Raw genomic sequence first — 23,371 nt, 5'->3', positions numbered from 1 at the left:
ATTATCCCCCGTGCAGCGCGCGCGGTAATTATCCCAATGGTAAGTTTAGTCACACTCTATTTATAAAATATGAAATGGAGTTTTATAAAAATAACGATAACGACATCAACGATGACAAAAATTTACTTTTTTGGGGTGCTTTTCCCACTTCACGTCCCTCCGGCGCATAATTGGGCGCGCTGTTTTGCACATTACGCTTCTCTCAGAGGCGATCGGGCGATCGCACGCTCACAGCGCCAGCCCTTGGCGCGCCTGCCTTTGGCTGTAAAATCGTCGATTTATTCATAGGGGTAATAGAAATGTGACAGAGTGCAAATTCAGGGGCCGCCAATCCAGACATAACTTGCAATAAAGCGCAATCTGTCCGACCTTAATTATTAATTAATTACGAAGCGCAAAAAAAATCGATTATTTCCGTTCCCGCACAGTGAAGTGACTGACTATGTTGATTCCGTCTAAATTAAGTCGCCCGGTCCGTCTTGAGAACACTGTGGTTCGCGATCGCCTGCTTGCCAAATTATCATCGGTTAACAATTATCGACTGGCATTAATCACCAGCCCCGCAGGCTATGGCAAAACCACACTGATCTCGCAATGGGCCGCCGCGAAAAACGATCTCGGCTGGTATTCACTGGACGAAGGAGACAATCAGCAGGAGCGCTACGCCAGCTACCTGATCGCGGCTGTTCAACAGGCGACGGGCGGACACTGCGCCAGTAGCGAAGTAATGGCGCAAAAGCGTCAGTACGCCAGCCTCTCGTCCCTCTTCGCCCAGCTGTTTATCGAGCTTGCGACCTGGGAGCGCCAGGTCTACCTGGTCATCGACGATTATCATCTGATCACCAACCCCGTGATCCACGAAGCGATGCGCTTTTTCCTGCGCCATCAGCCGGAAAACCTCACCCTGGTCATCATGTCGCGCAACCTGCCGCAGCTGGGCATCGCTAACCTGCGCGTGCGCGACCAGCTGCTGGAGATTGGCAGCCAGCAGCTGGCCTTTACTCATCAGGAAGCAAAACAATTCTTTGACTGCCGTCTAACGTCGCCCATTGAGCACGCAGAGAGCAGCCGCCTGTGCGACGACGTGGCGGGCTGGGCAACGGCACTGCAGCTGATTGCCCTTTCGGCACGCCAGAGCAGCCACTCGGCCCATCAGTCCGCCCGCCGTCTCGCCGGGATTCAGGCCAGCCATCTGTCGGATTATCTGGTGGATGAGGTGCTCAACAACGTCGATACCGCCACCCGCCATTTTCTGCTGAAAAGCTCGCTGCTGCGCTCGATGAACGATGCGCTGATTGTCCGGGTCACCGGAGAAGAGAACGGCCAGATGCGGCTGGAGGAGATCGAACGCCAGGGGCTGTTCCTGCAACGCATGGACGATTCCGGCGAGTGGTTCAGCTATCACCCGCTGTTCGGCAGCTTCCTGCGCCAGCGTTGCCAGTGGGAGCTGGCGGTGGAGCTGCCGGATATTCACCGTGCGGCGGCGGAAAGCTGGATGGCGCAGGGCTTCCCCAGCGAAGCGATTCATCACGCGCTGGCGGCAGGCGACGCGAACATGCTGCGCGATATCCTGCTCAACCATGCCTGGGCGCTGTTCAACCACAGTGAACTGACGTTGCTGGAGGAGTCGCTGAAAGCGCTGCCGTGGGACAGCCTGCTGGCGAATCCAAAGCTGGTGCTGCTCCAGGCCTGGCTGATGCAGAGTCAGCACCGCTACAGCGAAGTGAACACCCTGCTGGCCCGCGCCGAGCAGGAGACCTGTGGCATCATGGACGACACGCTGCATGGCGAATTCAACGCCCTGCGCGCCCAGGTCGCCATCAACGACGGCGATCCGGAAGAGGCGGAGCGTCTGGCGATGGTCGCCCTGGAGATGCTGCCGCTGTCGAGCTTCTACAGCCGCATCGTCGCCACGTCGGTGCATGGCGAAGTGCTGCACTGCAAAGGCGATCTCACTAAATCGCTGTCGGTGATGCAGCAGACCGAACAGATGGCGCGCCGCCACGATGTCTGGCAGTACGCGCTGTGGAGCCTGATCCAGCAAAGCGAAATCCTGTTTGCCCAGGGCTTTTTACAGGCAGCCTGGGAGACGCAGGAGAAGGCGTTTATCCTGATCCGCGATCAGCATCTTGAGCAGCTTCCGCTGCATGAGTTCCTGCAGCGCATTCGCGCGCAGCTGCTGTGGGCCTGGTCACGCCTCGACGAAGCAGAGGCCGCCGCGCGCAGCGGTATGGACGTGCTGGCAACCTATCAGCCACAGCAGCAGCTGCAGTGTCTGGCGCTCATCGTGCAATGCTCACTGGCGCGCGGCGATCTCGATAATGCCCGTAGCCACCTTAACCGCCTCGAAAACCTGCTCGGCAACGGGCAGTACCACAGCGACTGGGTTTCTAACGCCGATAAGGTGCGGGTCATCTACTGGCAAATGATTGGCGATAAAAAGTCGGCGGCTAACTGGCTGCGCCTGACGCCGAAACCCGAGGTGGCCAATAACCACTTCCTGCAAAGTCAGTGGCGCAACATTGCGCGCGCGCAGATCCTGCTGGGGGATTTCGACCCGGCGGAGATGGTGCTGGAGGAGCTCAATGAAAACGCCCGTAGCCTGCGCCTGATGAGTGACATCAACCGCAACCTGCTGCTGCTCAATCAGCTGTACTGGCAGGCGGGACGGAAGAGCGACGCGCAGCGCGTGCTGATGGAAGCCCTGACGCTGGCGAACCGCACCGGGTTTGTCAGCCACTTCGTGATTGAAGGCGAGGCGATGGCCCAGCAGCTGCGCCAACTCATTCAGCTCAACACGCTGCCAGAACTGGAACAGCACCGCGCACAGCGCATCCTGCGCGACATTAACCAGCATCATCGCCACAAGTTTGCCCACTTCGACGAAGGCTTCGTTAACCGTCTGCTGAACCATCCCGAAGTGCCGGAGCTTATCCGCACCAGCCCGCTCACCCAGCGTGAATGGCAGGTGCTGGGGCTGATTTATTCCGGTTACAGCAATGAGCAAATCGCGGGAGAGCTGGCCGTCGCGGCAACGACCATCAAAACCCACATCCGCAATCTTTATCAAAAGCTTGGCGTCGCCCACCGTCAGGACGCGGTGCAGCACGCCCAGCATCTGCTGAAGATGATGGGGTATGGCGTGTGAGAGGATTAAATCTCTTTAAGCTTATTAATCATTAACGGATTGGCTGCTAAAAGCAGTAGCAGCTTGCGGGAGGCGCCGAGTGGGATGCGGCGCTTGCTTTCCCAGCTTTTCACCAGGTCGTGACTGACGCCCACCGCAGCTGCAAAATCCTGCTGTTTCATTCCCGTCGCTTCGCGTATTGACCTGACGTCAATTTCCGTCCAGTTATGGGTACGTTCAACCGGAAGCGGCGTATTGCCCTGCTCAAGGTCAACCATTTCATGCGCGCTCGCCAGCAGATCGTCAAATAGCTCTTTTTTCACGTGAACTCCAGATTACGGTATTAGCGCAGGCTCTCAGTCAGACGTTTTAACATCTGACACTGCTCAGCGGTCAGGTCATCCTGCGCATTTTTCGGATAGACCAGCGCGAGATAGAGGCGCCCTTTACCTGCAATAAAATAGTAGATGACCCGCACGCCGCCGCGCTTACCGCTAAAGCGGTGCCCCCAGCGAACTTTGCGAAACCCACCGGTTCCTGAAATCAGATCGCCCGCCAGAGGGTTGATGATGAGCGCTTCCTGTAGCGCACGGAACTCATCGTCAGTCATTAGCGCCAGCCGGCGTTGGCTAAATCCCTTGAGCTCGATAAACGTAAACATGACGCTCCCTGCGTACCGCTCGCTGACCATATCGTGTACATGGTACACCATAAAATAAAAAAGGCGTACCCTGTACGCCTTTTTAATGGTTGGCCAGTGTGCCGTCAGCAGAGCTCAAGCTGGACGTTGTGGTCCTGAATAACTTTCAGCACGCCGGGCGGCGGCAGGATATCGGTGTAAACCGCGTTCACCATGCTGATACTGCCCATGTTGACCATCGCGTTGCGGCCAAACTTGGAGTGATCGACCACCAGCATAACGTGGCGCGAGTTTTCGATGATGGCACGCTTGGTGCGCACTTCGTGGTAGTCAAACTCCAGCAGTGAGCCGTCGCTGTCGATGCCGCTGATGCCCAGGATGCCGAAGTCGAGGCGGAACTGGGAGATAAAGTCGAGCGTCGCTTCGCCAATAATGCCGCCGTCACGACTGCGCAGCTCGCCGCCAGCGAGGATGATGCGGAAATCCTCTTTCACCATCAGCGTGTTCGCCACGTTGAGGTTGTTGGTGACGATGCGCAGATTTTCGTGGTCGAGCAGCGCGTGGGCCACCGCTTCTGGCGTGGTGCCGATATCAATAAACAGCGTCGCGCCGTTGGGGATCTGGCTCGCTACTTTCCAGGCAATGCGCGCCTTCTCGGCGGTCTGGGTCGCTTTACGATCGTGCCACGGGGTATTTACCGAGCTGGATGGCAGGGCCGCGCCGCCGTGATGGCGCAGGATCATGTTCTGATCGGCTAAATCGTTCAGGTCGCGACGGATGGTCTGTGGGCTGACGGCAAACTGCTCGACCAGCTCCTCGGTACTGACATAGCCCTGTTTTTTTACCAGCTCAATAATCGCATCGTGACGTTGAGTTTGCTTCACACGCTTCTCCTGAAAGCTTCTGCGGATATTTTTATGTTCGTTTTCGCACATGGAGGGTATCAACCAGCGCCATCGCCAGTCCTACCGCCAGGCCGGTAACGTGCGCCGCGTTCGCAATGGCAAGGCCAAACAGATCAAACCAGCCGGCGATAAGCCATATCAGCGCAAAGGCGATAAGCCCGCGCGGCATGCTGATGCCGCTCTCCGGGTCGCGCTCACCGCGCAGCCAGACGTAGCCCATCAGCGCATACACCACGCCCGATAATCCACCGAACCAGGCACCGCTGAATTTCTCCTGCACGAAACCGCTTAACAGCGCCGAGATAAGCGCGATGGTCAGCAGTTTGCCGCTGCCCAGCCGCTTCTCTACCGGGCCGCCAAGATACCACCACCACATCAGGTTGAAGGTGATATGCAGCAGGGAAAAGTGCAGTAACGCATGGCTGAAGTAGCGCCACAGCTCGAACTTAAGCGAGGGATCGAAGGGCCAGGCCAGCCAGACCATCACCGCCTGATCGCCCACGGCCTGCATCACCAGATACACCAGGATGCAGGCCACCATCAGCAGCAGCGTCAGCGGGCCGGCCTTCTGGCGCAGCGTTGCGAGAAACGAGTAGCGGCGATATTCGAGACCGCTGTTGGTCTGCCCGGACTGCCAGCTGGCGGCCAGATAGCGTGGATGGGCAGGATCCTTCATGAACAGCTCCAGCTCCGCTCTGACGCGGGCTTCCTGGCTGGGGTCCGCCAGCCAGACATCGCTCTGTTCGGTGCGGGAAAGGGTCAGGGTGACGCCCTGGGTTGCCATATAGTCCACGAACGCCTGCGCTATTCGTGGGTTAGCAAAGGAGGTAATCATCAACATGGCGACAGCCGTTTTTCCGTATAAAGAAAAACAGTATACCCGCTCAACGCGAGGCGCGGCGACATCAACCCTCTCCGCGCGCCACTTCGCTCGGGAAGTGGCGATGCCAGGCGTCAAACCCGCCATCCACGCTGTAAACGTTATCGAAGCCCTGCTCCAGCAGGTACTGGGCGGCCCCTTTACTGCTGTTGCCGTGATAGCACATCACCATTACCGGCGTGTCGAAATCGTGGTTCTGCATAAAGGGCAGCAGCGTGTCGTTGGTGAGGTGGAACGCGCCCGGCGTATGCCCCATCGCGTAGCTTTGCGGATCGCGAATATCCACCAATACCGCCGTTGACTGGTGAAGTTTCTGATGCGCTTCTTCTACGTTAATACATTCGAAATGGTCCATAACATTCTCTTTCATCGGTGACATCGGGCGGTGACCGCAGCGGCGGCGGCTTCATTTTAGCGTCAAGTGTACGTCTTACGCTGACGGTAACGCCATTATGTTATGCATATCACGCCAAAATGTTTTTTTGATGTTACCAAAAGCGCGATTCCTTGCTATCATGAGCGATAACGAACATTTTTGAGCTTTAACGAACATCTGCGAGGCCAGTATGGAAACCAAAGATCTGATTGTGATTGGGGGCGGTATCAACGGTGCCGGTATCGCGGCAGACGCCGCCGGGCGTGGGCTTTCCGTACTGATGCTTGAAGCGCAGGATCTGGCATCTGCCACCTCCTCTGCCAGTTCGAAACTGATCCACGGCGGCTTGCGCTACCTGGAACACTACGAGTTTCGCCTGGTGAGCGAAGCGCTGGCCGAACGTGAAGTGCTGCTGAACATGGCGCCGCACATTGCGTTCCCGATGCGCTTCCGCCTGCCGCACCGCCCGCATCTGCGCCCGGCGTGGATGATTCGCATCGGCCTGTTTATGTACGATCACCTTGGCAAACGCACCAGCCTGCCGGGGTCGAAAGGGTTGCGTTTTGGCGCAAACTCGGTGCTGAAGCCGGAGATCGTGCGCGGTTTCGAATATTCTGACTGCTGGGTGGATGACGCCCGTCTGGTGCTGGCGAACGCGCAGATGGTGACCCGCAAAGGCGGCGACGTGATGACCCGCACCCGCGCAACCTCCGCACGCCGTGAAAACGGGCTGTGGATCGTGGAAGCGGAAGATATCGATACCGGAGAGAAATTTACCTGGAAAGCCAAAGGCCTGGTTAACGCCACCGGCCCGTGGGTGAAAGCGTTCTTTGACGACGGCATGAAGCTGCCATCGCCTTACGGTATCCGTCTGATCAAAGGCAGCCATATCGTGGTGCCGCGCGCCCATGCCGAAAAACAGGCCTACATTCTGCAGAACGAAGATAAGCGCATCGTGTTTGTCATTCCGTGGATGGATGAGTTCTCCATCATCGGTACCACCGACGTCGAATACAAAGGCGATCCGAAATCGGTGACCATTGATGACAGCGAGATCGACTACCTGCTGAAGGTCTACAACGCGCACTTCAAAAAACAGCTTGGCCGCGACGATATCGCCTGGACCTACTCCGGCGTACGTCCGCTGTGCGACGACGAGTCCGATTCTCCGCAGGCGATTACCCGCGACTACACGCTGGACATTCACGACGAGAACGGCAAAGCGCCGCTGCTGTCGGTCTTCGGCGGTAAGCTCACCACCTACCGTAAGCTCGCCGAGCACGCGGTGGAAAAACTGTCGAGCTACTACGACGGCATCGGGAAAGCCTGGACCAAAGACTGCGTGCTGCCCGGCGGCGAAATCGGTAAGGATCGCGACACCTACGCGGCGATTCTGCGCCGTCAGCATCCGTTCCTTAGCGAATCGCTGGCTCGCCACTACGCACGCACCTATGGCAGCAATGCAACGCTGATCCTCGATAACGCCACCTCGCTGAGCGAACTGGGCGAAGATTTCGGACATGAGTTCTATGAAGCGGAGCTGCGCTACCTGGTGGAACACGAGTGGGTGCGCAAGGTGGATGATGCCATCTGGCGCCGTACCAAGCTCGGGATGTTCCTCACCGAGGAGCAACAGGCACGCGTTGCCCGCTGGCTGGAACAGCACAGCGGCAAGAAAGCGCTGTCGCTGGCGTCATAATAAAATGGCCCCCGCCTGAGCGAGGGCCGTGGTAACAGCGTTATATCAGGCGGGGGGCGCAAGCCACCCGCCTTTTTTACGTCATGCCGTTGGCACAGCCCGTGGCTACAGCCTTACCGGCGTGATGTGCCAGATCTCATCCGCATACTCCTGAATGGTACGGTCTGAGGAGAAGTAGCCCATGTTGGCGATATTTTTCATCGCCGTGGTGGCCCACTGCTCCGGCTGACGATAGAGATCGTCCACCTTATCCTGACAGTCTACGTAGCTGCGGTAGTCCGCCAGCACCTGATAGTGGTCGCCGAAGTTGATCAGGGAATCCACCAGATCGCGGTAGCGGCCTGGCTCTTCCGGGCTGAACACGCCGGTACCAATCTGCGTCAGCACCTGATGCAGCTCTTCATCCTGCTCATAGTAGTCGCGCGGTTTGTAGCCAGCGCGACGCAGCGCCTCCACCTCTTCCGCGGTATTCCCGAAGATAAAGATGTTCTCCTCACCCACGTGCTCGCGCATCTCGACGTTCGCGCCATCGAGGGTGCCGATGGTCAGCGCCCCGTTAAGCGCGAACTTCATGTTGCTGGTGCCGGAGGCTTCGGTACCCGCCAGCGAGATCTGCTCGGAGAGATCCGCCGCCGGGATGATGATCTGCGCCAGGCTCACGCTGTAGTTCGGGATAAACACCACCTTCAGGCGATCGCCAATGACCGGATCGGTGTTGATCACCTTCGCCACGTCGTTGATCATGTGAATAATGTGCTTCGCCATGTAATACGCCGACGCCGCTTTCCCGGCAAACACGTTAACCCGCGGCACCCAGTCGGCATCAGGATCGGCCTTGATACGGTTGTAGCGCGTAATGACGTGCAGCACGTTCATCAGCTGGCGTTTGTACTCGTGGATACGCTTAATCTGCACATCGAACAGCGCTTTCGGGTCCACCACCACGTTCAGGTGCTGGGCGATGTAAACCGCCAGACGCTTTTTGTTTTCCAGCTTCGCCTGACGAACTTCCTGATTTACCAGCGGGTAATCAATGTGCTGGCTCAGTTCGCTGAGCTGGCTTAAATCGGTACGCCAGGTGCGGCCAATGTGCTCATCCAGCACCTCTGATAGCGGCGGGTTGGCCAGCGCCAGCCAGCGGCGCGGCGTGACGCCGTTGGTGACGTTACAGAACCGCATTGGGAAGATGGCCGCGAAGTCGGCGAACAGCGACTGCACCATCAGGTTGGAGTGCAGCTCCGACACGCCGTTAACCTTATGGCTCGCCACCACCGCCAGCCACGCCATGCGCACCTGGCGTCCGTTGGACTCATCAATGATTGAGGTGCGGCTCAACAGCGCGGTGTCGTTGGGATACTGGTCCTGAAGCGTTTTCAGGAAGTAGTCGTTAATCTCAAAGATGATTTGCAGATGACGCGGCAGGATTTTGCCGAGCATATCCACCGGCCAGGTCTCCAGCGCTTCGCTCATCAGCGTATGGTTGGTGTAGGAGAACACCTGACAGGTCACTTCCAGCGCCTCGTCCCAGCTGAATTTGTGCTCGTCAATCAGCAGACGCATCAGCTCGGGAATCGACAGCACCGGGTGGGTGTCGTTGAGGTGAATGGCGATCTTGTCCGCGAGGTTGCTGTAGGTTTTGTGCAGCATGTAGTGGCGCGACAGGATGTCCTGAATAGTGGCCGACACCAGAAAATACTCCTGACGCAGGCGCAGCTCGCGCCCGGAATAGGTGGAGTCATCCGGATAGAGCACGCGCGACACGTTTTCGGAGTGGTTTTTATCTTCCACGGCGGCAAAATAATCGCCCTGGTTAAACTTGCCGAGGTTGATCTCGCTACTGGCCTGCGCATTCCACAGCCGCAGCGTGTTGGTGGCATCGGTATCGTAGCCCGGCACAATCTGATCGTAGGCCACTGCCAGAATCTCTTCCGTTTCTACCCACCGCGTTTTCTTACCTTCCTGCTGGATACGGCCGCCGAAACGCACTTTGTACCGGGTGTTGTGTCGCTTGAACTCCCACGGGTTGCCATACTCCAGCCAGTAGTCCGGCGACTCTTTCTGACGACCATCGACGATGTTCTGCTTGAACATACCGTAATCATAGCGAATACCGTAGCCGCGCCCCGGCAGCGCCAGAGTAGCCAGCGAATCCAGGAAGCAGGCGGCAAGACGCCCCAGACCGCCGTTGCCGAGGCCGGGGTCGTTCTCTTCATCGATAAGCTCAGCGAGATCCAACCCCATCTCTTCCAGCGCGTTCTTCACATCGTCATAGATGCCGAGCGACAAAAGCGCGTTGGATAAGGTACGGCCAATCAAAAATTCCATCGACAGGTAGTAAACCTGACGCGTCTCCTGAGAGAGCTGCGCGCGGTTGGAGCGCAGCCAGCGTTCCACCAGACGGTCGCGCACCGCAAACAGCGTGGCGTTCAGCCATTCATGCTTGTTCGCGATAGCGGGATCTTTACCGATGGTGAACATCAGCTTGTAGGCAATTGAGTGCTTAAGCGCCTCAACGCTGAGCGTCGGAGAGGCGTAGGTGAAGGGTGAATTCATAACAGTGGCTCCACAATACAGGGGCATGGCTGACGGGCATTCCGACCCACGGGGCTTCTGCCAGCCCGGACGCTAACGCCCACTGCATACCCCTGGCAGCAGCGGGCGCCGTTCCGGCCCGGCGTCAGCGGCGCGTACGCCGCCCGTCAGACACACTTCCTACAACAGGCGTTGATAGAGATCGCGGTACGCCTGCGCCGCGACCTGCCAGCTAAAATCCATCCCCATGGCCTGACGCTGAACGAAACGCCAGAGTGAAGGACGGGACCAGAGCACGAAAGCACGCCGGATCGCACGGAGCAACGACCAGGCGTTGCTGTCTTCAAACACAAAACCGCTGGCGACACCGTCCGCCAGGTTTTCCAGCGAGCTGTCGGACACGGTATCCGCCAGACCACCGGTGCGCCGCACCAGCGGCAGCGTGCCGTATTTCAATCCATAAAGCTGCGTCAGCCCGCAGGGTTCAAAGCGGCTGGGCACCAGGATGACGTCTGCGCCGCCCATGATGCGGTGCGAGAACGCCTCGTGGTAGCCAATCTGGACCCCCACCTGCCCCGGATGCTCGGCGGCCGCCGCGAGGAAGCCCTCCTGCAACACCGGATCCCCTGCGCCGAGGATCACCAGCTGTCCACCCTGCTCCAGCAGGCCCGGCAGGGCCTCAAGCACCAGATCCAGCCCTTTCTGGCTGGTCAGGCGGCTGACCACGGCAAACAGCGGCATTTTCTCGTTAACTTTCAGGCCCATGGCGATTTGCAGCTGGCGCTTGTTTTCCGCTTTGTCTTCGAGCGTATCGCGGTTGTAGCGCGCCGTAAGCAGCAAATCATGCGCCGGATCCCAGATCTTCTCATCCACCCCGTTAAGGATACCGCTGAGCCGTCCTTCCAGCTGGCGCTGCTTGAGCAGCCCTTCCATACCGTAAGCAAACTGCGGCTCGGTGATCTCCCGGGCGTAGGTCGGGCTTACCGCCGTAATATGATCGGCAAAGTATAACCCGGCCTTTAAGAAAGAAATTTGACCGTTAAACTCAAGGCCGTTCATGTCGAAGAACGACCAGGGCAGATCGATATCGTTCATGTGGTGCGCGTAGAACATCCCCTGGTAGGCCAGGTTATGCACCGTAAAGACCGATTTCGCCGGATTACCGCGTGCGGCAAGGTACGCCGGCGCCAGGCCTGCGTGCCAGTCGTGCGCGTGCACGATATCCGGTTTCCACAGCGGGTCGAGACCCGCGCCCATCTCAGCGCCTACCCATCCGAGCAGCGCAAAGCGCAGCACGTTATCGGTATAGGCGTACAGATTCGTGTCGTGATACGGACTGCCGGGGCGATCGTAAAGATGTGGCGCATCAATCAGATAGATGCCGACGCCGTTAAAATGGCCGAACAGTAGCGCAAACTCCCCGGCGAAGGTGTCGCGCCGGGCCACTTCTTTTGCATCCGTGACGCCCCGGAGAATATCCGGGAACGCGGGTAACAGTACGCGCGTATCCACGCCGCCCGCAATCTGCGCAGCAGGTAACGCGCCGATCACGTCCGCCAGCCCACCGGTTTTCAGTAGAGGAAATATTTCAGAACATACATGTAAGACCTGCATTATCGCTCCTGTTCGATAAGCCAGGCTTCCGGTGCGCTGCACGCGGCAGCGCATCCCGGAAAGCCCCACTTTGTGTCCCGGCACAAACCCGGTGCCGAAGGCGAAAAACACAGCGCGCATAACCTTTTGCGCGCGGTCACTCTTGCGCTTAGCTTTGCAGTTTTGCCAGCATCTCGCGCGTTACCAGCACAATGCCCTCTTCCGAACGGTAGAACCGACGGGCGTCTTCTTCGGCGTTCTCACCAATGATCATGCCTTCGGGGATCACGCAGGCGCGGTCAACGATACAGCGGCGCAGACGACACGAGCGTCCAACCCAGACATCCGGTAACAGGACGGAGGAATCGATGTTGCAGAACGAATTGACCCGCACGCGCGGGAACAGGACCGACTGCACCACCACGGAACCGGAGATAATACAGCCGCCGGACACCAGGGAGTTCAGCGTCATCCCGTGGCTGCCCGAGCGGTCCTGTACGAATTTAGCCGGCGGTAACGACTCCATATGCGTGCGAATCGGCCAGTTCTGATCGTACATATCCAGTTCCGGGGTCACCGACGCCAGATCGAGGTTCGCTTTCCAGTACGCTTCCAGCGTCCCGACGTCGCGCCAGTAAGGCTCCGCCTCTGGGTCAGACTGGACGCAGGAGAGCGGGAACGGGTGCGCGAAGGCCTGCCCGTCGCGGGTCACTTTCGGGATGATGTCTTTCCCGAAATCGTGGCTCGACGAATCGTCCTTGTCGTCCTCTTCCAGCAGCTCGTAGAGATAATCCGCATCAAAGATGTAGATCCCCATGCTGGCCAGCGATTTGGTGTCATCCCCCGGCATGGTCGGCGGATCCGCCGGTTTTTCCACGAACTCGATAACCTTATCGTTCTCGTCCACCGCCATCACCCCGAAAGCGGTCGCCTCATGCTTCGGCACCGGCAGGCAGGCCACGGTGCAGCGCGCGCCTTTTTCGACGTGGTCGATCAGCATCCGCGAGTAGTCCTGCTTGTAGATATGGTCGCCCGCCAGGATTACCACGTACTCCGCTTTATAGCGACGGATGATATCGAGGTTCTGGGTAACGGCATCCGCCGTACCGCGATACCAGTTCTCACCGTGCACGCGCTGCTGCGCCGGCAGCAGATCGATAAACTCGTTCATCTCTTCGCTAAAGAACGACCAGCCGCGCTGGATATGCTGAACCAGGGTATGCGACTGATACTGCGTAATAACGCCGACGCGACGGATGCCGGAGTTGATGCAGTTTGATAATGCAAAATCGATTATGCGGAACTTGCCGCCAAAGTGGACGGCAGGTTTGGCACGGGTGGAAGTTAAATCTTTTAATCGGGTACCCCGTCCGCCCGCCAGAATTAAGGCAACGGATTTCAATGGCAACTGTCTTGCCAACATCAGAGGGTCGTTCTTTTCCAACCTAACCATGACTAACTCCTTTTCATGACTTTTGGAATACGCACACACCGTGCGCGGCACCATGCCATACCGCCATTAGCACCGGATTTTCCTCTCCGGCGAAAGGGGGAATAGCGCGCCATTCCCCATCAGGTAATACGATGTCGGCGACATCATCAGCGCCGTTGAGAGTGATAAGCCAGCGGTCCGACAGCAGGATTTGTAGCTGCCGTCCACCTGACTCCCACGCCTGCGCGTTCATCGGGCGCGCCTGATTATCGAGCCAGCGAACGTTGTCATCGCCCTCGTCCCACCACTGATTTCGCGTCAGCGCCGGGATCCGTTGGCGAAGATGAAGCAGCGCCGACACAAACGAGGTCAGCCCCTGATGTGCCTCCTGCCAGTTAAGCCACGTGATGGCGTTATCCTGGCAATAGGCATTGTTGTTGCCGTGCTGGCTGTGACCGAGTTCATCGCCAGCGAGCAACATGGGCGTTCCCTGCGACAGCAGAAGCGACGTTAACAGCGCGTGGATGCTGGTGCGCCGACGCTCAATGACCGCCAGGCTGCCGCCTGCTCCCTCCACGCCGTGGTTGTTACTGTGGTTATTATTTGTACCGTCCTGGTTATCTTCGCCGTTAGCCTCGTTGTGCTTATGGTTGAAGCTGACGCAGTCGCGCAGGGTAAACCCGTCGTGCGCCGTCACCAGATTCACCGTCGCCGCTGGCAAACGGCCATTACGACGAAACACATCGGCAGACGCGGCGAAGCGCCCGGCAAACTCCCCCAATGGGAGATCGCCATGCAACCAGAAGCGGCGCACGGCATCGCGATAATGGTCGTTCCACTCGGCAAAGAGCGGCGGATAGTTCCCGACCTGATACCCACCCGGCCCGATATCCCACGGCTCGGCAATCAGCTTCACCTGTGAAAGGACCGGGCAGTTTTTTATCGCTTCGAACAGCGGCGCGTCCTGACGATAGTCAGGCGTACGCCCCATGACGCTGGCGAGATCGAAGCGGAAACCGTCCACATGGCAGGTTTCCACCCAGTAGCGTAGACACTCCAGCGCAAACTGCACTGTCTCCGGCTGGCTCAGGTTCAGCGTATTGCCGCAGCCCGTCCAGTTCTGGTAATCGCCGCGCTCACTTAACCAATAATAGCTACGGTTATCGATCCCGCGCAGGGAGAAGGTCGGGCCTTCCACATCGACTTCCGCAGTATGGTTAAGCACGATATCGAGAATGACTTCGATGCCGGCGCGATGCAGGCTTTTCACCGCATCGCGCAGCTCGTTCAGCGCATTATCCGGGTCCGACGCGTAGCGCGGATCGGGGCTCCAGAGCGCAAGGGGGTTGTATCCCCAGTAGTTGCTCAGCCCCAGTCGTTGCAGGCGCGGCTCGCTGGCGAAGTGCATCACCGGCAGCAGTTCGATAGCGGTGATACCCAAGTTTTTCAGGTAGTTCACCATGACCGGATGGCCAAGCGCGCGCCAGGTCCCGCGGATCGCTTCCGGCAGCGCCGGATGCAGCTGCGTCAGGCCCTTGAGGTGCGCCTCATAAATCACCGTGTTCCCCCACGGGGTACGCGGGTGCTGGTCTCCGTCCCAGTTGTAGTCCGTATCCACGACCACCGACTTCGGCGCGATGGCCGCATTGTCATGCCGATCGGGCGAGTCAATCCCACCCTGAAAGAGCGGACTGTCGTCGGTGCTGCCCGCCACGCGGCGTGCGCAGGGGTCGAGCAGCAGCTTCGCCGGATTGAAACGGTGCCCCTGGGCGGTATCCCAGGGGCCGTGCACGCGGTAGCCGTAGCGCTGGCCGGGCTTCAGGCCTTCGACATAGCCATGCCAAAGGTTGCCGGTGCGCGCGGGCAGATCGTGACGCGTTTCGTTGTCTTCCTCGTCGAACAGGCACAGCTCCACGCGCTCGGCATGCGCCGAAAACAGCGTGAAGTTGACCCCATGACCATCATAACTGGCACCGAGCGGGGCGTTTTTCCCAGAGGAAATCCGAATCACTCGCCCTCCCTGACCAGCCAGATGGTTGCCAGCGGCGGCAGCGTCAGGCTCAGTGAATGTTCGCGTCCGTGCGAGGGGATAGCGTCGGTATGCACCGCGCCGCCGTTTCCTGTGTTACTGCCGTGATAGTGCATGGAGTCGGTGTTCAACTCTTCGCGCCAACTGCCAGGCTGGTTCACACCGAAGCGGTAGTTGTGGCGCACCACCGGCGTGAAGTTGCTGGCCACGATGATCTCGTTGCCCTGACGGTCGCGACGCACGAAGACGAAGATGGAGTTTTCGGCGTCTTCCACCACCAGCCATTCAAAGCCGTAAGAGTCGAAATCCAGCTCATGCAGCGCACGATGATGGCGGTAGGTGAAGTTCAGATCGCGTACCAGGCGCTGTACGCCGTGGTGCCAGTTGTCACCGCCTTCCAGCAGGTGCCAGTCAAGGCTGCTGTCGTGATTCCACTCGCGTCCCTGGGCGAACTCGTTGCCCATGAACAGCAGTTTTTTACCCGGGAACGCCCACATCCACGCGTAGTAGGCGCGCAGGTTGGCGAACTTCTGCCAGGCGTCTCCCGGCATACGGTCAAGAATCGATTTTTTACCGTGCACCACTTCATCGTGGGATAACGGCAACACGAAGTTTTCCGTGTGGTTGTAGATCATCCCGAAGGTCATTTTGTCGTGGTGATGCTTACGGTAGATCGGGTCGAGCTTCATGTAGTCGAGGGTGTCGTGCATCCAGCCCAGGTTCCATTTGAACCAGAAGCCCAGTCCGCCATCGGAGGACGGACGCGATACGCCCGGGAAGTCCGTGGACTCTTCGGCGATAGAAACCGCACCCGGCACCTGCTCACCCAGCGTGCGGTTGGTGTTGCGCAGGAACTCGATGGCTTCGAGGTTTTCACGCCCGCCGTACTCGTTAGGGATCCACTCGCCGTCTTTGCGGCTGTAGTCGCGGTAAATCATTGAGGCGACCGCGTCCACGCGCAGCGCATCGATACCGAAACGCTCCACCCAGTAGAGCGCGTTGCCCACCAGGTAGTTGCTCACTTCGCGACGGCCATAGTTGTAGATCAGGGTTTTCCAGTCCTGATGGAAGCCTTCCCGCGGATCGCTGTGCTCATACAGCGCGGTGCCGTCGAAGCGCGCCAGGCTGAAATCGTCGGTCGGGAAGTGGCCCGGCACCCAGTCCAGCACCACGTTAAGCCCGGCGGCATGGGCCGCGTTAACGAAGTAGCGGAAATCATCACGCGTACCGAAGCGGCGCGTCGGGGCATACAGGTTGGTGGGCTGATAGCCCCAGCTGCCGTCAAACGGGTGTTCGTTAATCGGCAGCAGCTCGATATGGGTAAAGCCCATCTCTTTTACGTAAGGGATCAGCTGATCGGCCAGCTCCTGATAGCTCAGCCAGTAGTTATTGTCGGTATGACGACGCCACGAGCCGAGATGCACCTCGTAAATGGAGATCGGCGCATCGAAGGCGTTGGCTTTACTGCGCGCTTCGGTTTGCAGGATTTTGTCCGGCAGGCCGCAGATCAGCGATGCGTTATCGGGGCGCATCTGGCTTTCAAAGGCGTACGGGTCGGCCTTCACACGCAGTTCGCCGTTGGCGTCGATCAGTTCGAATTTATACAGCTGGCCGTTTTGCGCGCCGGGAATAAAGAGTTCCCAGATACCGCTTTCGCGGCGCAGGCGCATCGGATGGCGGCGACCGTCCCAGTAGTTAAACTGGCCGACCACCGACACGCGCCGTGCGTTTGGCGCCCACACCGAGAAGCGAGTCCCGGGGATGCCGTCCAGCGTACAGGCATGCGCCCCCAGCGTTTCATAGGGGCGCTGATGCGTACCTTCCGACAGCAGCCAGATATCCAGCTCCTGGGTCAGCGTGCCGAAGCGGTACGGGTCGTCAATGAGGTTTTGCTGGCCGTGCCAGATAACGGCGAGCTGGTAGCGGAACGGGTTCTTACGGCGCGCCATGACGCCGCTGAAAAACCCCCGCGAATCGAGACACTCAAGTTTTCCGGCTTTGCGCCCGGTTTTTGTCTCGATGACCCACACTTCGGTGGCGTCAGGCAACAGCGCACGGACTTCCACTCCGGCGCTGGTGATGTGCATTCCCAGCACCGAGAAAGGATCGGCGAAATGACCGTTAATAAGCGCATTTATCACGTCTCTATCAACACGATCGGACATACTTCTTCATCCTGTTTTAATTGTGCCACACCGCTCCAGCCTTACGCCTGTGCGTGAGGTGGTGGCACTATTTATGGCAACCAGAACGGGCTATGTGTTTCGTTCCCTTAACAGCACCGTTCAATCCTCTGGTAGGGCGTGAGAAAACCGCCCTAGAGTAATCATAGTCAAGGGTTGAATGAACTATTCAAAAAATAGGTTAATTATGGATATTTCATATTGCAGGCATAAAAAAAGGGAGGCGATTGCCTCCCTTATTCTTATGCCAGCTGTCGAAGCAGGCGGCGCAGCGGTTCGGCTGCTCCCCACAAAAGCTGGTCCCCGACCGTAAAGGCGGAGAGAAAATCGTTGCCCATGTTGAGTTTACGCAGACGGCCCACCGGGGTGCTCAGCGTACCGGTAACCGCCGCCGGGGTCAGCTCGCGCATCGTGATGTCACGATCGTTTGGCACCACTTTCGCCCACGGGTTGTGTGCGGCAAGCAGCGTTTCGATGCTGGAAATGGACACATCTTTTTTCAGTTTAATGGTGAATGCCTGGCTGTGGCAGCGCAGCGCGCCGATGCGCACGCACAGACCGTCAACCGGGATAAGCGAAGGGGTATTGAGGATTTTGTTAGTCTCCGCCTGCCCTTTCCACTCTTCACGGCTCTGGCCGTTTTCCAGCTGTTTGTCGATCCACGGGATCAGGCTGCCGGCCAGCGGCACGCCGAAGTTGTCCACCGGCAGATCGCCGCTGCGCGCCAGGGCGGTCACTTTGCGTTCGATGTCCAGAATGGCGGACGCCGGGTTAGCCAGCTCGTCGGCCACGTAGTGATGCAGGGCGCCCATCTGGGCCAGCAGTTCACGCATGTGGCGCGCGCCGCCGCCGGACGCCGCCTGATAGGTGGCAACGGAGACCCACTCCACCAGGTCTTCGGCGAACAGACCGCCGAGCGACATCAGCATCAGGCTGACGGTGCAGTTGCCGCCGACAAAGGTTTTCACGCCCTTGTTCAGGCCTTCGGTAATCACATGCTGGTTCACCGGGTCGAGGACGATAATGGCGTCATCTTTCATACGCAGCGAAGAGGCCGCATCAATCCAGTATCCCTGCCAGCCGCTTTCACGAAGCTTTGGATAGATTTCGTTGGTATAATCGCCGCCCTGGCAGGTCACGATGATGTCGAGCGCTTTCAGGGCCTCGAGAGAATACGCGTCCTGAAGCGTGCCGCCGGTGTGATTACCGAACGCGGGCGCCGGCTGGCCGAGCTGGGAGGTTGAAAAGAAAACCGGACGAATGGCGTTAAAATCGTGCTCTTCGACCATGCGCTGCATGAGTACAGAGCCGACCATACCGCGCCAGCCGATAAAACCAACATTTTTCATAGCGAAAGGTTCCTGCAAGGTGTGCGTTGTGCGAGCCAGTAAGCGACTGGACAATATCTTCCACCTTACAAAAAGCAGCCAAAGTCGCAAGTGAAATTAATCTATGATTTGCCGACAATTAGAAATAACGCTAATTGGTCGTCTTATTTATCAAGCATCAGGGATAAGAGTTATGAGTGAAATAATTTCCGCCGCGGTGTTGCTGATCCTGATTATGGATCCGCTGGGCAATCTGCCTATTTTTATGTCGGTGCTCAAGCACACCGAGCCTAAGCGCCGCCGGGCGATTATGATCCGTGAACTGCTTATCGCCCTGCTGCTGATGCTTATCTTTCTCTTCGCTGGAGAGAAGATCCTCGCCTTCCTTAATTTACGCGCCGAAACGGTCTCCATCTCAGGCGGCATTATCCTGTTTCTGATCGCCATTAAGATGATTTTCCCCAGCCAGGAGGGCAACGCCACCGGACTTCCGGCGGGAGAAGAGCCGTTTATCGTGCCGCTGGCGATTCCGCTGGTCGCCGGCCCGACCATTCTGGCGACCCTGATGCTGCTGTCCCATCAGTATCCAAACCAGATGGGGCATCTGGTTATCGCGCTGCTTATTGCCTGGGGCGGTACCGTCGCGATCCTGCTGCAGTCATCGCTGTTTCTGCGCCTGCTCGGTGAGAAAGGGGTCAACGCGCTGGAGCGCCTGATGGGCCTGGTGCTGGTGATGCTCTCCACCCAGATGTTCCTCGACGGCATCCGCGCCTGGATGAAGGGCTGAGGGTCGCGCCGGGGCGCCTTCTCTAGCCGTTGTACTCCGCGCCAGCGCCCGGTTCGCGCCGGGCGGCAGCGTCGGCCCGAATGGTGGTCAGGTAGAGCTGATTGATGTTCCAGCTCAGAATGCGGCACGCCGGCTCCCACAGGTTTTTGGCGCTGAGGGTCTCACTCAGGCGGGCGACGCCGACGCGTTCCACGTCCAGCTCGCTGGTGGCCTGCAAATAATAGTGGTGGTAGGGGTCAGGGCCGAGGACGGAGTTCAGGCCGATGACCGACGGGGAGTGGATCCGCGCCACGACGCGATCGTCACTCTTGCGCCTGAGCGCCGCGCTGCCGCGATGAAACAGCAAACACGCCGATCCTGCTTCCGCATCAAAATGAATGGCCTGGTGGTTATTCAGCCGGCTTATCCTTTCGCGTAGCGACAGGCTCCGTATTATAAAAATTATATCTTTCAGCGGCTTGCCGTTACCACTCATGGTGAATTCCTTATTTTCAGGGGAGCGTCCAGGCGGGCATTATCGCAGGGCGATGAAAGAATGAAATGCGAAAAGTGTCTCTTTTTGGAAAGGCGTTATGGCAGGCGGGGCGTGCGGATAAATATCAGAAAAGGGATCGCTTTTTTATTTCGCCGTCCTGCCGCGACGTCGCTATTTATCAGATAACGTTATTTATTACGTACGAAATAGCGTTATTTCCCTTATCGGTTTTACATCAGGGCACGCATAAAAAAACCCGGCGCAGGCCGGGTTTCACAGGTGTTATCAGGCGAGGCATTAGCTAAGCAGGCTGAACGCCATCATGCCGACGATGGCCCCGGTGGTACCGAGGATGGTTTCCATCATGGTCCAGGTTTTCAACGTCTGCCCTTCGGTGGCGCCGGTAAATTTCCCGAACAGCCAGAACCCGGCATCGTTCACGTGGCTGACGACAATCGAGCCACCGGCAATGCAGATGGAGAGCGCGGCAAGCTGCGCCCCGGAGTAGTGGAGCTGCTCGATAACCGGCATCACCAGACCTACCGCCGTCAGGCAGGCGACGGTGGCCGAGCCCTGAATAATGCGCACCGCAGCGGCCAGCACAAAGCAGGTGATGGCAACGGGCAGGCCCATGCCGGTCAGCGCTTCGCCCAGCGCCGGACCCACGCCCGAATCCACCAGAATCTGCTTGAAGACGCCGCCTGCGCCGATCACCAGCAGGATAATCCCGGCCGGCTGCAACGCGTGGCCGCAGATCTCCATCACCTTCTCTTTCGCCATTCCCTGACGGTACGCGAGGCCGTAAATCGCCACCAGGCAGGCCACCAGAATCGCGGTAAACGGATGGCCGATAAACTCCAGCCATGCATAGAGCGGGGTGCCCTCGGCGACGAAGCGCGCGGCGATAGTTTTTAGCCCCACCAGCACCAGCGGCAGCAGGATCAGCGACAGGCTAAAGCCAAACGACGGCAGTTTACCCTCGCCCAGATGCGGCTCGGAGATATCGTCCGGGATGGTTAACTCGACAAACTTGCTGATGAAGTTGCCGTAGAGCGGCCCGGCGACCAGCATGCCGGGAATGGCCGCGCACAGGCCAATGAGGATCATCCAGCCGAAATCCGCGTGCATTTGCGACGCCAGCAGCATCGGCGCCGGACCGGGCAGCAGGAAAGCGGCGGCGGCGGCAACCCCGGCAAACAGCGGGATCACCAGCTTCACCAGGTTGGTACCGGTGTGGCGCGCCATTGAGAACGCCACGCTTATCAGCAGTACGATCGCCACTTCGAAGAACAGCGGCAGCGCACAAATCAGCCCCGCCAGCCCAATCGCATAGTGCGCGCGGCTGTGACCAAACGACTTCAGCATTTTGACCGCAATCTGATCGACCGCGCCGGTCTCATGCAAAATTTTGCCAAACATCGCGCCCAGCGCGACGACGATCGCCAGAAAGCCCAGCGTACCGCCCATCCCTTTTTCCATGGTGGCCGCAATCTTCTCAAGCGGCATCCCGGAAAACAGCCCTGCACCAATCGACACCACCATCAAAGCCAGAAAAGCGTGCATCCGTGCTTTCATGACTAAAAACAGCAGCAGCAATACGGAACCTGCCGCTGTTAAAACCAGCGTTAATGTACTCACGTTACAGCCTTATTTTTTTATCAGGGCAATCATGTCGGCAACAACGGCATCTACCGGCTGGTTAATGTTCACTACCAGCACGTCCGGTTCGTCGGCACCCGGCTCTTCGAGGGTGGCGAACTGGGTTTGCAGCATCTGCGGCTTGAAGAAGTGGCCTTTACGCGCCTTCAGGCGCTCGCCGATGGTTTCCATATCGCCTTTCAGATAGATAAAGGAGAGGTTCGGGTTGCCAGCACGCAGCTGGTCGCGGTAGTGCTTTTTCAGCGCCGAGCAGACAATCAGCGACACTTCATTAGTGCGCTGCATGGCAAACGCGGCGTCGTTCAGCGCCTGAAGCCACGGTTTGCGGTCGTCATCGTTGAGCGGTTCGCCGGATGACATCTTCATAATGTTGCTGCGCGGATGCAGGAAGTCGCCATCGAGGAAAGCGGCCTGTAGCTTGTACGCCACTTCACGGGCAGTCACGGATTTACCGCTGCCGGAAACACCCATCAGGATGTAAATATGGTGGTCATGATTGGTCGTGCTCATCGCGTCGCTCCTGGTGGCACCGTGAGAAAGTTGAAATGTTACGGGTAACAGTTATCGGTAACATTGTCATGCTGCCAGCCAGGGTAAGCAACAACCCGGCGCGGGGAAAGTGAATAAGTGTGAACTACATCAAATTTGTTAGCGTCAGATCGATCCGCCCGGCGACAGCGTGAAACCTAAATCTAACATTTTAGGCGACACTATTTCACCGCGCACCCGCGCCAGCAGCCGTTCGGCACCGATACGTCCCATCCGTTCACGCGGCGTCAGTACGCTGGCGAGCAGCGGTTCCATCACCTGACCAATATCGTGACCGTGGAAGCCGGCCACCGCCATGTCCTGCGGAATGCGCAGTCCCAGGCGCTGGCACTCGAAGGCCGCGCCGACCGCCAGGTCATCGTTGGTACAGAAGACGCCGTTAAGCTGCGGGTACTCGCGGCGCGCCCGGCGAAACAGCTCGATGCCGGAGGAGTAAGACGACGAGTGCTCGTCCATGACGCTGTTGGGCGCCAGACCCGCATCGCGCATCGCCTGCTCGTATCCCTGCTGTTTAATGATGGTGCGCTCATCCAGACGTGCGCCGAGATAGGCCACATGGCGATGCCCGCGGGCAATCATGGCGGCGGTCATCTGGCGCGCGGCTTCGAAGTTGTCGAAGCCAACGGCGATATCCAGGCACGGCGAGACGCTGTCCATCAGCTCCACCACCGGAATACCGGCAACCTCAATCATCTTGAGCGTGCGCGGGGTGTGGGTGCGTTCGGTCAGCACCAGCCCGTCAATATTCCAGGACAGCATCGACTCCAGACGTTTCTCTTCCAGCTCAGGTTTGTAGCCGTAGTGCGCCAGCATGGTCTGGTAGCCGTGTGCGTCGGTGACGCTTTCGATACCGCGCAGCACTTCGGCAAACACCTGGTTCGTTAAGGAGGGAAGCAGCACGCCGATAGCCCGGCTGGTGGCGTTGGAGAGAATGTCGGGGGCGCGATTGGGAATGTAGCCAAGCTCATCCAGTGCGGCGGCGATCTTACTGCGTAAGGCCACCGAGACCTGTTCCGGGTTGCGCAAAAAACGGCTGACCGTCATTTTGGTCACGCCAACGCGATCTGCCACATCCTGAAGTACCGGTCTTTTCTTTTTCATCGTCCTGAATGGCTTAAAAGGGAAAGATTTCCTCAGTTTACCATGGAGAACGCGCAACCTCCCTGTTTGCACAGAG

The 23,371-nt window shown here is 58.4% G+C and carries 18 protein-coding genes; 3 read left to right on the top strand and 15 right to left on the bottom strand.

All coding sequences use genetic code 11. From position 1 onward, the window contains the following. Positions 1-442 precede the first annotated feature (442 nt). Positions 443-3,148 carry an HTH-type transcriptional regulator MalT gene (gene malT, locus DW58_RS19350; RefSeq protein WP_024549771.1) on the top strand — a complete coding sequence of 902 codons (2,706 nt, stop codon included), beginning with the start codon at positions 443-445 and terminating at the stop codon, positions 3,146-3,148. A gap of 5 nt (positions 3,149-3,153) precedes the next feature. Here malT and nadS read toward each other — a convergent pair whose 3' ends face one another. From nadS to glpE, 5 genes are all read right to left on the bottom strand, one after another. Continuing rightward, complete coding sequence (gene nadS / locus DW58_RS19345) at positions 3,154-3,450, bottom strand: NadS family protein (RefSeq protein WP_024549770.1); 297 nt, start codon at positions 3,448-3,450, stop codon at positions 3,154-3,156. 20 nt (positions 3,451-3,470) lie between these two features. After that, positions 3,471-3,788 (bottom strand): hypothetical protein, encoded by a 318-nt coding sequence (locus DW58_RS19340; protein ID WP_024549769.1) that lies wholly within the window; start codon positions 3,786-3,788, stop codon positions 3,471-3,473. Between the two features lie 104 nt (positions 3,789-3,892). Further along, positions 3,893-4,651, bottom strand: a complete 759-nt coding sequence (locus DW58_RS19335) for a DeoR/GlpR family transcriptional regulator (protein WP_024549768.1) — start codon at positions 4,649-4,651, stop codon at positions 3,893-3,895. 31 nt (positions 4,652-4,682) lie between these two features. Further along, complete coding sequence (glpG, locus tag DW58_RS19330) at positions 4,683-5,513, bottom strand: rhomboid family intramembrane serine protease GlpG (RefSeq protein WP_024562388.1); 831 nt, start codon at positions 5,511-5,513, stop codon at positions 4,683-4,685. Positions 5,514-5,577: 64 nt separating this feature from the next. After that, a complete protein-coding gene (glpE, locus tag DW58_RS19325; RefSeq protein WP_024548357.1) occupies positions 5,578-5,907 on the bottom strand; it encodes a thiosulfate sulfurtransferase GlpE in 330 nt (109 codons plus the stop codon). A 211-nt stretch (positions 5,908-6,118) separates the two neighbouring features. On the opposite strand from glpE, the gene glpD reads away from it, so the two are divergent. Then, positions 6,119-7,627: a glycerol-3-phosphate dehydrogenase gene (glpD, locus tag DW58_RS19320; protein WP_024548356.1), complete on the top strand. Its 1,509-nt coding sequence runs from the start codon at positions 6,119-6,121 to the stop codon at positions 7,625-7,627. A gap of 105 nt (positions 7,628-7,732) precedes the next feature. On the opposite strand, the gene glgP is transcribed toward glpD, so the two are convergent. The 6 genes from glgP to asd all read right to left on the bottom strand — a co-directional run bounded on the left by glgP (position 7,733) and on the right by asd (position 18,745). Then, a complete protein-coding gene (glgP, locus tag DW58_RS19315) occupies positions 7,733-10,180 on the bottom strand; it encodes a glycogen phosphorylase (RefSeq protein WP_024548355.1) in 2,448 nt (815 codons plus the stop codon). A gap of 159 nt (positions 10,181-10,339) precedes the next feature. Beyond that, the gene (gene glgA, locus DW58_RS19310) at positions 10,340-11,773 is read right to left on the bottom strand and encodes a glycogen synthase GlgA (protein WP_024548354.1); all 1,434 of its coding nucleotides are present in this window, start codon (positions 11,771-11,773) and stop codon (positions 10,340-10,342) included. A 148-nt stretch (positions 11,774-11,921) separates the two neighbouring features. Further along, positions 11,922-13,205: a glucose-1-phosphate adenylyltransferase gene (gene glgC, locus DW58_RS19305; RefSeq protein ID WP_024548353.1), complete on the bottom strand. Its 1,284-nt coding sequence runs from the start codon at positions 13,203-13,205 to the stop codon at positions 11,922-11,924. Positions 13,206-13,218: 13 nt separating this feature from the next. After that, a complete protein-coding gene (glgX, locus tag DW58_RS19300; RefSeq protein ID WP_024548352.1) occupies positions 13,219-15,195 on the bottom strand; it encodes a glycogen debranching protein GlgX in 1,977 nt (658 codons plus the stop codon). Continuing rightward, entirely contained in the window at positions 15,192-17,378 is a 2,187-nt protein-coding gene (gene glgB / locus DW58_RS19295) for a 1,4-alpha-glucan branching enzyme (protein ID WP_024548351.1), read from the bottom strand. Before glgB ends, glgX begins: the two co-directional genes overlap by 4 nt. Before the next feature lie 260 nt (positions 17,379-17,638). After that, a complete protein-coding gene (asd, locus tag DW58_RS19290) occupies positions 17,639-18,745 on the bottom strand; it encodes an aspartate-semialdehyde dehydrogenase (RefSeq protein ID WP_024548350.1) in 1,107 nt (368 codons plus the stop codon). A gap of 172 nt (positions 18,746-18,917) precedes the next feature. Between asd and DW58_RS19285 the strand changes: the two genes are divergently transcribed. Continuing rightward, positions 18,918-19,511, top strand: a complete 594-nt coding sequence (locus DW58_RS19285; protein ID WP_024548349.1) for a YhgN family NAAT transporter — start codon at positions 18,918-18,920, stop codon at positions 19,509-19,511. A 22-nt stretch (positions 19,512-19,533) separates the two neighbouring features. Here DW58_RS19285 and DW58_RS19280 read toward each other — a convergent pair whose 3' ends face one another. The 4 genes from DW58_RS19280 to gntR form a co-directional block, all read right to left on the bottom strand. Then, complete coding sequence (locus DW58_RS19280) at positions 19,534-19,986, bottom strand: hypothetical protein (RefSeq protein ID WP_024548348.1); 453 nt, start codon at positions 19,984-19,986, stop codon at positions 19,534-19,536. A 297-nt stretch (positions 19,987-20,283) separates the two neighbouring features. Continuing rightward, positions 20,284-21,624 carry a gluconate transporter gene (gene gntU, locus DW58_RS19275; protein WP_024548347.1) on the bottom strand — a complete coding sequence of 447 codons (1,341 nt, stop codon included), beginning with the start codon at positions 21,622-21,624 and terminating at the stop codon, positions 20,284-20,286. A gap of 9 nt (positions 21,625-21,633) precedes the next feature. Continuing rightward, the gene (gntK, locus tag DW58_RS19270; protein WP_024548346.1) at positions 21,634-22,155 is read right to left on the bottom strand and encodes a gluconokinase; all 522 of its coding nucleotides are present in this window, start codon (positions 22,153-22,155) and stop codon (positions 21,634-21,636) included. Positions 22,156-22,299: 144 nt separating this feature from the next. Further along, positions 22,300-23,295 (bottom strand): gluconate operon transcriptional repressor GntR, encoded by a 996-nt coding sequence (gntR, locus tag DW58_RS19265; protein WP_024548345.1) that lies wholly within the window; start codon positions 23,293-23,295, stop codon positions 22,300-22,302. Between the last annotated feature and the right edge of the window lie 76 nt (positions 23,296-23,371).

It is taken from the genome of Siccibacter turicensis LMG 23730, from assembly GCF_000463155.2.
Classification (GTDB): Bacteria; Pseudomonadota; Gammaproteobacteria; order Enterobacterales; family Enterobacteriaceae; genus Siccibacter; species Siccibacter turicensis.
Note: the sequence above shows the minus strand (reverse complement) of the source record. Positions and strands in the feature narration are given on the sequence as shown.

Excerpts from the sequence above, each read along its gene's own strand:
- malT (WP_024549771.1), top strand. The coding sequence starts at position 443 with ATGTTGATTCCGTCTAAATTAAGTCGCCCGGTCCGTCTTGAGAACACT.
- DW58_RS19340 (WP_024549769.1), bottom strand. The coding sequence starts at position 3,788 with ATGTTTACGTTTATCGAGCTCAAGGGATTTAGCCAACGCCGGCTGGCG.
- glpG (WP_024562388.1), bottom strand. The coding sequence starts at position 5,513 with ATGTTGATGATTACCTCCTTTGCTAACCCACGAATAGCGCAGGCGTTC.
- glpE (WP_024548357.1), bottom strand. The coding sequence starts at position 5,907 with ATGGACCATTTCGAATGTATTAACGTAGAAGAAGCGCATCAGAAACTT.
- glpD (WP_024548356.1), top strand. The coding sequence starts at position 6,119 with ATGGAAACCAAAGATCTGATTGTGATTGGGGGCGGTATCAACGGTGCC.
- glgP (WP_024548355.1), bottom strand. The coding sequence starts at position 10,180 with ATGAATTCACCCTTCACCTACGCCTCTCCGACGCTCAGCGTTGAGGCG.
- glgA (WP_024548354.1), bottom strand. The coding sequence starts at position 11,773 with ATGCAGGTCTTACATGTATGTTCTGAAATATTTCCTCTACTGAAAACC.
- glgC (WP_024548353.1), bottom strand. The coding sequence starts at position 13,205 with ATGGTTAGGTTGGAAAAGAACGACCCTCTGATGTTGGCAAGACAGTTG.
- glgB (WP_024548351.1), bottom strand. The coding sequence starts at position 17,378 with ATGTCCGATCGTGTTGATAGAGACGTGATAAATGCGCTTATTAACGGT.
- asd (WP_024548350.1), bottom strand. The coding sequence starts at position 18,745 with ATGAAAAATGTTGGTTTTATCGGCTGGCGCGGTATGGTCGGCTCTGTA.
- DW58_RS19285 (WP_024548349.1), top strand. The coding sequence starts at position 18,918 with ATGAGTGAAATAATTTCCGCCGCGGTGTTGCTGATCCTGATTATGGAT.
- DW58_RS19280 (WP_024548348.1), bottom strand. The coding sequence starts at position 19,986 with ATGAGTGGTAACGGCAAGCCGCTGAAAGATATAATTTTTATAATACGG.
- gntK (WP_024548346.1), bottom strand. The coding sequence starts at position 22,155 with ATGAGCACGACCAATCATGACCACCATATTTACATCCTGATGGGTGTT.
- gntR (WP_024548345.1), bottom strand. The coding sequence starts at position 23,295 with ATGAAAAAGAAAAGACCGGTACTTCAGGATGTGGCAGATCGCGTTGGC.